Annotated in this window: 10 protein-coding genes; 7 read left to right on the top strand and 3 right to left on the bottom strand. The window is 39.9% G+C overall.

Annotated features, from left to right (window positions below; translation table 11 throughout):
* Positions 1–34: 34 nt before the first annotated feature.
* Both AOG27_RS08950 and AOG27_RS08945 read right to left on the bottom strand, forming a co-directional pair.
* Positions 35–415 carry a DUF3192 domain-containing protein gene (locus AOG27_RS08950; RefSeq protein ID WP_054552683.1) on the bottom strand — a complete coding sequence of 127 codons (381 nt, stop codon included), beginning with the start codon at positions 413–415 and terminating at the stop codon, positions 35–37.
* 163 nt (positions 416–578) lie between these two features.
* On the bottom strand, positions 579–1523 hold the full coding sequence (locus AOG27_RS08945; protein ID WP_054552682.1) for a D-2-hydroxyacid dehydrogenase: 945 nt from the start codon (positions 1521–1523) through the stop codon (positions 579–581).
* 94 nt (positions 1524–1617) lie between these two features.
* Between AOG27_RS08945 and zntR the strand changes: the two genes are divergently transcribed.
* The 7 genes from zntR to AOG27_RS08910 all read left to right on the top strand — a co-directional run bounded on the left by zntR (position 1618) and on the right by AOG27_RS08910 (position 10831).
* Positions 1618–2031, top strand: a complete 414-nt coding sequence (zntR, locus tag AOG27_RS08940; RefSeq protein ID WP_082389238.1) for a Zn(2+)-responsive transcriptional regulator — start codon at positions 1618–1620, stop codon at positions 2029–2031.
* Positions 2015–3244 carry an SO_0444 family Cu/Zn efflux transporter gene (locus AOG27_RS08935; protein ID WP_054552681.1) on the top strand — a complete coding sequence of 410 codons (1230 nt, stop codon included), beginning with the start codon at positions 2015–2017 and terminating at the stop codon, positions 3242–3244. The genes zntR and AOG27_RS08935 overlap by 17 nt, the downstream gene beginning before the upstream one ends.
* Positions 3245–3399: 155 nt before the next feature.
* Complete coding sequence (locus AOG27_RS08930; RefSeq protein WP_054552680.1) at positions 3400–4530, top strand: 1-acyl-sn-glycerol-3-phosphate acyltransferase; 1131 nt, start codon at positions 3400–3402, stop codon at positions 4528–4530.
* A 99-nt stretch (positions 4531–4629) separates the two neighbouring features.
* Positions 4630–4902, top strand: coding sequence for a DUF1289 domain-containing protein (locus tag AOG27_RS21210; RefSeq protein WP_082389237.1), 273 nt, complete (start codon positions 4630–4632; stop codon positions 4900–4902).
* A 779-nt stretch (positions 4903–5681) separates the two neighbouring features.
* Entirely contained in the window at positions 5682–5882 is a 201-nt protein-coding gene (locus AOG27_RS08920; protein WP_036966037.1) for a DUF3283 family protein, read from the top strand.
* Positions 5883–5884: 2 nt separating this feature from the next.
* Positions 5885–6310, top strand: a complete 426-nt coding sequence (locus AOG27_RS08915) for a GNAT family N-acetyltransferase (protein WP_054552678.1) — start codon at positions 5885–5887, stop codon at positions 6308–6310.
* Positions 6311–6325: 15 nt separating this feature from the next.
* Positions 6326–10831, top strand: a complete 4506-nt coding sequence (locus AOG27_RS08910) for an EAL domain-containing protein (RefSeq protein ID WP_054552677.1) — start codon at positions 6326–6328, stop codon at positions 10829–10831.
* Positions 10832–10852: 21 nt separating this feature from the next.
* Here AOG27_RS08910 and AOG27_RS08905 read toward each other — a convergent pair whose 3' ends face one another.
* Positions 10853–11806, bottom strand: coding sequence for an ion transporter (locus tag AOG27_RS08905; RefSeq protein ID WP_054552676.1), 954 nt, complete (start codon positions 11804–11806; stop codon positions 10853–10855).
* Between the last annotated feature and the right edge of the window lie 9 nt (positions 11807–11815).

Genomic DNA, 11815 nt, shown 5'->3' with positions numbered 1-11815 from the left:
ATAGCTGCCTACTTACAGAATTTAAATATGCAAGCTAGCCATTGCTAAGTGATTTATAAATCGTATCACCCACACCAATTAACTTATCATTTTTAAATACCAGTGGTGTACATTCGTCTTTAGTCATCTTGCCATCAGAATGAATACTATGGGTTGCATAGAATAATACTTGGTACACATCATCACCCTGCTTTAATAACTCGGTAAAGTTAGGAGTATTTAGTTTGTTTAATACAGTTTGATAGCTGGTATCTAATGCAAGATTAGAGATCACTTCACGGTTATTTTTATGCTGCTTTTGCCAGCTAGATGAGCTACCAGCCCAATGTGTGTCTGCTTCACCGTCAGAAACAGCAATGACACAACCAGTTAAAAATGGTGCAGTTAGCGCGGCAATTAGAAGTGCTTTTTTCATGTTATTTTATCCCGTAGAAATTGTTTTATAGTTGTTCACTTAATTGCAAACTACTTGCCAAACTTATAAAAGTAAATTAAATCAGTTTCTTAGGTTGTTTTTAGGTAAAGAGCCAAGTAATAAATTACTAACTACTTAGCTCTATTGACTAATAAATTGCGATTTAGACCAACCTGTTACGCATCTCGCCTTGATTAAATGCTTGGATATTCAAAGCAATTTCGTTAACTAAACGCACGATAGATTCTTGGCTGGCCCAAGCAATATGCGGAGTAAGTAATAAGTTTGCGCCTTTATACTGTGCCAGCGGATTTGATTGCTCTGCAGGTTCTTTACTGAGTACATCAACACCAGCTCCGGCAATAACATTATTAGCTAATGCGTCAGCTAAATCGGCTTCATTGATAATCCCACCACGAGCAGTATTAATAATGATAGCTGACGGTTTCATCATGCTTAATTCTGTCGCGGCGATTTGGTTGCGTGTTTCATCAGTAAGCGGGCAGTGAACACTAATAATATCCGCTATGGTTAGGGCATCATTAAAACTAACACGACCTTCACGAGGTGCATGGCCTTTTCGTTCACTGATGATGACATTAGCACCAAAAGCACGCGCTACATCGGCAACGGCTTTACCTAGTGAACCGTAACCAATAATTGCCAATGTTTTGCCGGCAATTTCTTTAAAGCTGTAATCTAAACGGCAAAACATAGGACTTTGCTGCCATAAGCCTTGCTGGCAATCATTAATATATCTGTGAGTATTGCCCAGTAAGTTAGTGATGAGAGTAAAGGTGTGCTGCACCACGCTCGGTGTTGAATAGCCCGCGACATTGGTCACCGCAATGCTATGCTCTTTGGCTGCTATTAAATCAATGTTGTTAGTCCCAGTCGCTGCAACACATATTAATTTTAAATTAGGTAATTTGCTCATGGCGTGCTGATCAATCACCACTTTATTACTGATAACGATATCGGCATCTTGGCAGCGCTCAACAACCTGTTCTTGAGCAGTTAAATCGTAACAGGTTAATTTACCTAATTGCGCTAAGGCATCTAACGACGTGTTGGCTAATGTCGCTGTATCAAGGACAGTAATATTCATGTGCTTTCCTTTTTTAATTTATTGCTTGACCTTGGGGTGTACTCCAAGGTTTATAGTGAGCATAATAAATAAACGCTTCACAATGGAGACGGTGATGAAAATAGGTGAGTTTGCCCGTCAGTTGGGTGTCTCAACAGATACGCTACGGTACTACGAAAAGCATGGTTTGTTAACGCCTAGTTCGCGTTCAGACGTGGGATATCGTTTTTATTCTGAGAATGACTATAAGCAAATGGCGTTTATTCTCAGAGCAAAGAATGTTGGCTTTAGTCTGGCTGAGATCAAAGAGCTACTGCAAATTAAGTTTCATAAAGATCAGCATTCTTGTCATGAAGTTAAAGAGGTGACGTTACAAAAACGTGATCTGGTTGCACAACGAATTGCAGAGCTTACTCGCTTTTATGACTCACTTTCATTGTTAGCAGATAAATGTTGTGGCGGTGAAGAGCCTGCTGAAAACTGCTCAATACTAACGACGCTGGAGGATATCGATGGACTTACTCAATAATTTTTGGCATCTGTTTTTACTCTCAGCACCTTGGTTAATGCTGGGCTTATTCATAGCAGGTCTTCTCAATGTATATTTGCCTGCTAACTTTCTTAACCGGCATTTAGGCAAAGAAGGGTTGTGGACCACAGTTAAAGCAGCCTTTATAGGTGCTCCAATGCCCTTGTGCTCATGTGGTGTGATCCCAGCAGCCATTGGTTTAAGAAGAGCGGGGGCATCGAAAAGTGCCACCACCGCATTTTTAGTTTCAACCCCTGAAACTGGGGTCGATTCGGTTTCGGTATCTTATGTGTTGCTAGGCCCATTTATGGCGATAATACGTCCTATTGCCGCCGTGTTCAGCGCCATTGTGGCCGGCGTCTTAGTGGGGAAAGACAGTGAACTCCAACAAGTACAAAGTACAGAATCAGATAAAGAAAGTACTAAAGCAGACTCTTGTTGTAGTAGTAAACAGCCAAAGCCTGTGACCACAACGAGCTGTTGCAGTAAAGAGGCGCCAGCAAAGCCCGCACAAAGTTGTTGTAGTAGCAAGGAATCGCAACCAATACAGGAGCAGCAACAAAGTTGCTCAACAGAAAAAGCAGCGCCTATACAGAAAAGCTGTTGTAGCAGTGAGCAGCCAACCAAAGCCGTTGAAAGTCGTTTTAGCAAACTGAAACGCGCGGTGAGTTTTAGTTGCAATAAGCTGCTTGAAGACACCATGATTTGGCTAATGATCGGTTTATTCTTTGCAGCGCTTGTACAAACTTATGTACCAGAATCTTTTTTAAGCCAGTGGGGGAATGGCATCCTTGCTATGCTGGTGGTTATTTTAATCAGTATTCCTATGTATATTTGTGCAACTGCATCGACACCTATAGCGGCAGGTTTATTACTCAGTGGTGTATCTCCGGGGGCGGTGCTGGTGTTTATGTTAGCTGGGCCGGCAACCAATATCGCAACGCTTGGTGTTGTTGGTAAAGAGCTTGGCAAGCGAGCGGTATTTGCCTACCTAATAGGTGTGATTGGCACGGCACTGGCTTTTGGCTTTTTAACCGATTATTTAGTGGCGCAATATGGTTTTGTGGTAGCGCCGATGATGGGTGAAGAGCACGAGGTTCTACCTCATTGGTTAAGCCTTGCTGCAGGTATTGTGTTGGCAATTTTAATACTCAGATTGCTGTTAAAAATGGTATTAAAAAAATCCTCGCAAACTGGTAAGAGCATTGCTTAATTATTTGTTATAGATAAATATTTTATACATTGATTGGCATTTAATTTGGTTAACTATCGCGTCTCGGTTCGCATTTAAAATTGCCTGAGTTATAATCCGCCAATTATTTTTAACGGTACGCTTTGCGTGCCGTTTTTTAACTTAAGTAGTTTTTAATGAGTGAAAGTGTGGATAAATACGCCGACATAAGACCTTACAATGATGATGAAGTAGCTGACTCAGTAGCGCGTTTGATTGCTGATAATGCCTTTGTAGATGTAATCGCTAAGTATAACTTACCGCGCTTTTTATCGAACTTCCCATTTATTACTCGCCCATTAGTGCGCAGCCAGCTGCGTAAAAAGTGGGGTAACACCTCATCGGTTGAGCAAGTTCAGCACGAAGTGGCTGATTATTTGAACAAACTAATTACCCGTACTACTTCAGAGGTAACGTTTTCGGGCATTGATAAACTAGACCCAAAACAAGCTTACTTATTTATCTCTAATCACCGCGATATAGTGCTTGATCCTGCGCTCGTTAATTGGGGCTTGTTTAAGCACAACATGCCGACAGTTCGTATCGCCATTGGTGATAACTTACTGCAAATTCCTTATATCACTGAGTTAATGCGTTTAAACAAGAGCTTTATTGTGAAGCGCTCAGCGAAAGCACCGAAAGAGATGCTAAAAGCGCTGTCGCAGCTGTCTGCTTATATTTATGACTCACTTGCTGGAGGCCACTCAATTTGGATAGCGCAAAAAGAAGGCCGAGCAAAAGACGGTTTTGACCAAACAGATCCTGCCCTGCTTAAAATGTTGCAGTTACAAGGCCGCAAGCAGAAGAAAGAGTTTGCTGAATACGTACGCGAATTAAAAATTGTACCTGTGTCTATCTCTTATCAATACGAGCCATGCGCGATTGCTAAAGCGAAAGAGCTTTATCATAAACAGCAACATGGCCAGTATGTAAAACAGCAGGGTGAAGACATAGCAAGTATTGTTGAAGGTTTTAGCACCGCCAAAGGGCATGTACATTTAGCGTTTGGCGAGCCAATTGAGTCGGGCTGTGAATCGCCTGAAGAGCTGGCAAAAACTATTGATCAGCAAATTGTTGATTCGTTTTTCTTACACCCAGGCAATTATATTGCAGGTGGTTGTACGCAAGCTGTGATTGATGAAAAAGATGCCGCTGCATTTTATGAGCGTATCGCAAAAGTGCCAGAGGAGTTAAAGCCTTTGGTATTAGCTATGTACGCTAAGCCTTTTCATCGTAAAGCAGAACTTGCAACAAGCGAGTCTAAGTAAGCGAAACAAATAGTTTAAGAAGCCACTTTTTAAAGTGGCTTTTTTTATGGTTAATTTTCAGGCTATACTTTTACTATTACTTATTAACCGGCATTTGTGATGCAACAGATTGAAATATTTGAAATTCCAAGCCCTTGCAAAGGGATATGCCAAGTTAATAACCGGGGTTATTGTAAAGGCTGCTATCGTAGTCGTGATGAGCGATTTTATTGGAATAAGTTTACCAATGCGGAAAAACGTAAAGTGATCAGTCTATGCCAACAGCGTTACAAACGTTACCTTCAGAAAAAGCAACAAGCTGAAAATCAACAATCAACGCCGATTTTAAAAATTGCACAGTGCCATTTTCATCAAATTTCTCTAGTACTCTAGTTAGTTTGGGTATTAGTTTCTCATGACGTTTATGAACAAAGTGATAGCTTTGCATTGGCATCAGCACTTGTTTGTGAAATGCATCTTGATCAAAGTCAGGGTGTTTAGTTGATAACATAAAATCGAGTAAAATTGCGCCTTCAACACGATTTTGCGTAAGTAGATTCAATTGAGCCGTGACATTTCTAACTTTTATTACATCCCCTTTAAAAGGATGTCGTTCAATGTAACTCTGTGCTGCAGGGTAACTTGATTGGATTGCGAGCGATTTTAGTTTTGGGTAATAGCATGTTTTGCAGTTTTTTAGCAGGATTAAATTAAAATCAAATAAAGGGTAGTTCACTTTTATTAAGTTTGGATAGCCTTCTTTGACATCAGCAATGCGACCAAGCTGACCATCTAATACACCTTGATTTGCGGCCTCCAGCGCATTTTGATGGCTAAAATCAATGATACTTATTTCGTAGCCAATTTCTTTATAGGCCATTTTAAGTAAATCAATAACAAAGCGAGCTTGTGGAGTATCAGCAGGACGATTAAAAAAGAGAGTGTGGGTATTGGCTAAACTTGAAAAGCAAAAGAATAATAATAAAAAGGCGAATCTGTGGCTCAGATATTTTGACAACATGCGTTCCTTGCGTACATAAATTGCTCGTTAATTTACTGGCAAGTGTTGCTAAAATCAAGTTTCGTCAGAGGCTTTTTTGGGCTAATTTATCGGATTAAACGGTTTGAATTTTGTTATACTAGATAAATCAAATTATTAAAGCTGAGAAAGTATGAGTTTCAATTTATGTAAATTGCCAAGAGAGCAAAAATATCAAATTCAATTGGACTACGAAGCATCATTTTGGGCTTATCAAATAAAGCGCGGTAAAAATACGCGTGAAGGTGTTTATACTGCAATAAATAATCGTCCTATGTCTGAGCAGGCTTTTCTTAAGCAACAATTTGAGCATTACCTTTCGTTAATGAGCTAGTCATGGCAGCGTTTAGATTTTGTTTACTTGAGCCAATTAAAACGCCGTTAGTAAATAAATTTTATGATAAACACAATGCACGTGGCCGAGCAACCAAGGCTGACCAAGTATGGGTTGCCTATAAAGATTCTGAGATAATCGCGGCGTGTAGAGTACAAGACCAATCAGGGCTATTATTTTTGTCTACTCTTTATGTAGATGAATTATGGCGTGGTCAAAGGGTTGCTTCGCAGCTACTTGCGGCCGTAACCGCTCGGCAAAAGAAGGTTGTTTTTACCTTCGTGTACCAAAATCTGATTGATTTTTATCTACAAAATGGGTTTAACTATATATTAACATTACCCAACTCCTTGCAATCACTATTTGAACTTTATGCACACCGAAAAATTGTTGCGATGCACTTTACGCGTGACACAGTGCCAAGTTAGCAATTTGGAACGTCAATGACTAAGTTCTTTTCTATTATAACCATTTATTTATTTTTGAGCTTTGTCTTGTTTAGCCACTGCGCTTATTCACAGGTTAAACGGTTATCAACCAGCGAAGGCTTATCGCAAAGTTATGTAAACACCATGCTCATTGATAACAGTGGCTATCTTTGGCTATCGACTGAGGGGGGGCTTAATCGCTACGACGGCTATCAGGTTGTTCATATCAAAGGACCTAATGGTGAGCTTGAAGATGCCATCATTGACCGTATTTACCAAGATCCTCAAGGCTATATTTGGATAGCTTCGCTACAAGCGGGTTTATTCCGTTATGATCCCACTTCCGATACTTATCAGCAGTTTATTGCTAAACCCACCACAGAAGAGCAAATTTTTATTGAGTCGGTGTTTAGTATGGTGGCTGTTGATGACAAAACACTATGGCTAGGTCGGGGTTGGGACTTTGCCAAGTTGGATTTAGAAACAAAACAAGTCACTTCAATTTTTGAAATCCCTGAGCGTGTAAAAAGCAGTGTTATAAGAGAGCTGTATGCTTATAACGGATTCATTTTTATGGGCACAAGTAATGGCGCTTATGTATATCAAATTGCTAGCGGTGAGGTTCGTAAGCTTGAGCACTTACAGCAAAAACCAAGTCATATTTATCAAAATTATGTGAAATCATTTGCAGTAATCGATCAAACAACTCTACTAGTCGGTGCTGTCAGAGGTTTGTATCAAGTTGATATCAGTAATTTAGAAGCGATGTTTGAGAATCCAAATAAGCCTTTCTCTAATAAAACCTTAATAAAAGATTTGAATATTTGGACTATTATTCAAGAAAAAGATGCGATTACTTTAGGTACGGATAAAGGGTTGTTTGAATACGACCTAGTAACAGCAGAGCTTAATAAAAATAAGCGTTTACGGGAAGGCGGCTATACGTTAGCTGATAACAGTATTATTGATGTTGTAAAAGATAAATCGGGTGGCATGTGGCTGGCGACAAAAAATGATGGGGCCTTTTATTTATCTTATGATAATTACAACTTTATTAATGTGACTGCTAACTCACTGAGAGGTGATGGTTTATCACATCACTCGATTTGGAGTATTGCGGAGTTTAAAAATAGGCTTTGGCTGGCCACACACAACGGTTTAACAGCGGTTGACTTACAGACTAACGAAAGTGAAGTGTTCTTAAAAGACTACCAAGTTGACTTAATAACGACAGAGTTCAGCGTTTACCAAATAATGCCCTATAAAGATAAGTTGTGGTTACACACTAACAGGGGAATTTTGAGTTTTGATCCAGACACAAAACAAGCGTCACCTGTTAAGGCTGCAAATCCTGAAAATCAGGTTTTAATAAACGACTGGGTGCATGGCATATTATTAATGCCCTCGGGTGATCTTTACTATGTCCACCCTGATTACGGCATGTTTGTATACAATATTGATAGCCAAAAAGTGACCCGACTTGGTGGGAAATTTGATGAATTTGAGCCATTTTTAGCTTATGGGTTCTTACCCGCCTTATCTTCTAAGCCCGATGCGCCTTTATTTTATAATGCAGGTATTTTATATCAGGTTGATCCGCAGTCTTTCGAGTTGACAACGATTTATACTGTTCCCGAGCAACACGAAAATGTAGCCGTTAATGTGATGTCATACATCATAGATAATAACAATGTTCTGTGGTTATCGCTTTCTAACTTTGGCTTAATCGGCCTAGATGCTAGCACCTATGAGCATATCTATACCATTGACCTTGAAAAAAATAAATTAGGAACCTTGTTATACGACATGGTACTTGATGAAGCGGGTATGATTTGGATGAGCAGCCATAAAGGGCTTTGGCGGCTTAATCCTAATAATCTTCACTTTCAACAATTTACAGGCTCAGAGGGGCTATTCTCTACAGAGTTTAATAGTGGTGCTTTCACAAAGCTTGAGTCAGGGCAAATTGTCTATGGTACGCTCAAAGGGTTTACTTACTTTTCTCCTATGGATAACCACTACCAGCAAGCTTTAATTGATCACGTTAATATTACTAATCTTGATTTAATGTCTCGTGATCTACCTGCCGAGCTAAAGCAGCCTATTGATAGTGTCGTTCTTGAGCATGATGACATAGGTCTAGAAGTTGCCTTTTCGGCAATGGCATTTAATTATCAAGAACGTATCATTTATGAGTATCAACTCGGTGATGGTCAAAAAACCTATACCCGTAATAACAACCGGGTGTTATTCCCAAAACTTAGTGCGGGTAAGTATCAACTCAAAGTATGGGCAAAAGATCCATTAACAGGGGAGTTAACGCCACCCGCTATATTAAATATTGAAGTAAAGTACCCACTTTGGCGTGCTCCGCAATTCATTGTTTTGTATGTTTTATTAGTTGCACTTTTTGTCGCTGCTTGGGTTTTTAGACGAAATCGTATGCAACAAATTTTGCTTGCCGCCCATAAAGAAAGTAAAGAAAGTGAAGCACGCTTAAAGTTAGCGCTTGAAGGGAGTCATTCAGGTGTGTGGGATTGGTCTTCACAAAGTCCAATTATATATCAACCGCGCCTTAAGAATGAGCTAGGCTATGAAACAGACAGTGTTAATTTAGATGATTACTTAGCAAGAATTCACCCTCACGATAAGCAAACTTTCCGCTTAGAGTGGTTAGAGTTTTTATCAACACAAAAAGGTTATTTTAATTGCACCTACCGATTACGCCATGCTGATGGCAATTGGCGCTGGTATAAAGATTTTGGCAAAGTAGTTGAGTGGCAAGATAATGCGCCAGAAAAAGTAGCCGGTACCTATACCAATATGACACGAGAGCTCGTATTTGAAGAAAACGCGCGCTTGTTTGGTGCAGCGTTTGAGCAAACTCGCGATTGGGTGTTTATCTTAGATAAAAATCTGCGAATTCGAGCTACTAACAAATCATTTCAAGATGCATTTGGTTTTCCGGCTGAACCTCGTTCTAGTCGCTCGCTAACACTCGGTTTGTCTATTGCTGCCCGCATACATTATTTAAGAGTGATGCAAAAGCTGCAGTCTGGCGAGCATTTCTCAGCTGAAGACGTTGTAGAGGTAGCAACTGGTGAAAAGCGCCAAGTATTAATTAAAATTAGTGCCGTTGCAGGAAGTAATCGTCAGCTAGATAGTTACGTCATAATCGTGACTGATATTAGCGCGCAAAAATTGGCAGAGAGTGAATTACACTTATTGGCTAACTATGACGCCTTAACAGGTTTGCCAAATAAAACGTTATTTAATGACCGAGTTAATCACGCAATTGAGCAAGCTGCTTATCATCAAAATAAAGTCGCTTTGCTAAATATTAATATTAAACGCTTTAAATATTTTAATGATTCACTCGGTCGGGAAGAGTCAGACGAGTTACTGAAACGTGTTGCTAAACGTCTAAAGCAAGTTCTCAGACCGCAAGATAGTCTTGCACGTTTTGATGGTGATGAGTTTGTTATTTTAGCTGAAGACTTTAAACAAGTAGATGAGCTTTTATCATTGTGTGGACGAGTGATGGATAGTGTTGAATCGCATATCGAGCTCAGCCAACAAGCAGTAAAAGTAAACTTCAGTGTGGGAGTTGCTGTTTATCCTGATGATGCGCAAACCACCAAAGCATTATTAAAAGCATCTAATGTGGTTCTGTATCACGCCAAACAACTGGTCGAAGGTGGTTATCAGTTTTATAAGCAAGAAATGAACTTACAAGTGCAACGTACTTTGCATTTAGAATCGCAGTTAAGTAAAGCTTACCAAGAGCATGAGTTTTGTAATTTTTATCAGCCAATAGTCAGTGCTGAGTCACGCCAAGTCGCGGGGCTAGAAGTACTTTTACGTTGGCCAAATAAAGATGAATATAAGCCTGAAGATTTTGCGAACGCAGCAGAAAGCTCAGGGTTAATTACCAAAATAATGCTGCAGACTTTATCACGAGCTTTGATTGAGCTTCGTCAATGGCGCACGACGCATCCTGATTTATATATTTCGATTAATTTATCTGCTCTTGATTTTGAAAGTGTAAACTTAGTTGAAAATATTCATAAGGCGCTTGAAGCTAGTAAAGTGCCTGCCAGTGCGGTGGTTTTTGAAATTACTGAATCAGTCATGATGCATGATTCAGATAAAGCACAGCAGAGCATGGATAAACTCAAGGCCCTTGGTTGTCGGATTTATATGGATGACTTTGGAACTGGCTATGCGTCACTGACCTACTTAAAACGCTTTCCGGTTGATGTGCTAAAAATTGATAAAAGCTTTGTTAATGATATTGGTATTGATAAAGGTGATGAAGCGATTATCAACTCAACGCTTACGCTGGCAAAAAGCTTGGGTAAAGAATGTGTTGCCGAAGGCGTTGAAAACCGCACTCAATTGCAGTTCTTACGCTCTTTAGGCTGTGAGTACTTTCAAGGTTATCTATTTAGTAAACCTGTAGCAGGTGATGAAGTAAAAGCGCTTTTAGACACCCTGTGGGATGATGAGTTTTTAGGGTAAAGCCAAAGCTTTACCTTTTAGTTAATCTTGGCGTTTACCGCAGTGGCGGCAATATAAATTACGATTGCGGTTTTTAAGTTCGTTATGAATCGCTTTGTTCGCCTCTTGCTGACTTAAGCCTAGTTTATAGCGTAAGTTCTCTAAATGTTCTTCTTCAACTGGCGATAAGTGGCCGTCTTCAATGGCTTCATGTACTGCATCGGTAAACACTTGTCTGCGTTTACGTAACTGTTCAGAAAAGCTTGAAGCTAGCAAACCAGTTGGAATTGCCACCATGCCCATACTCACTAGTGTGATAGCACCACCAAATAAGCGGCCTAGAGGAGTCACAGGCACCACATCGCCATAACCAACGGTTGTAAGTGTCACCATGGCCCACCACATTGCAGCAGGTATAGAGCCAAATTTATCGGGCTGCACATCATGTTCAATTAAATAAATACCGCATGAGGCGATGATCAAGACCACGGCCATTATAAAAAATGCAGCAAGCAGTGAACTGCTTTCTTCTTTGAACGAGTTTAGTAATAGCTGCATCGCTCTTGAGTAACGAGTGAGCTTAAAAATACGCATTAACCTAAGTACTCGTAAGAAACGTAAATCAACACTCACAAACATCATTAGAATGGTGGGTAAAATCGCAATGAGATCAATCAGCGCCATGGGCGAGAAGAAATACCTAATACGAATCTTTGAGTTTGTCAGCGTGCTTTCTTTGTGCACGCTTTTATCTACACATGACCAAAGCCTGAGCACATATTCTAGGCTGAAAATAGCAACAGAAATCAGCTCAATCATTAAAAATTCATAATGATACTGCTTTGCTAAAGGGCCAACCGACTCCAAAACAATTGCCACTACATTGATCATGATCAGCGACATCAAAAACACGTCAAGTGCGCGTCCTACACGTCGATATTTACCATTACCTTCAAAAACTCGTGCAGTGTAATTTCTTAAACGATGCAAAATAATGATCCAGTT

Origin of the sequence: Pseudoalteromonas lipolytica (genome assembly GCF_001306915.1) — a bacterium.
GTDB classification, from domain to species: domain Bacteria; phylum Pseudomonadota; class Gammaproteobacteria; order Enterobacterales; family Alteromonadaceae; genus Pseudoalteromonas; species Pseudoalteromonas simplex.
This window is presented reverse-complemented; position numbering and strand designations above follow the sequence as displayed.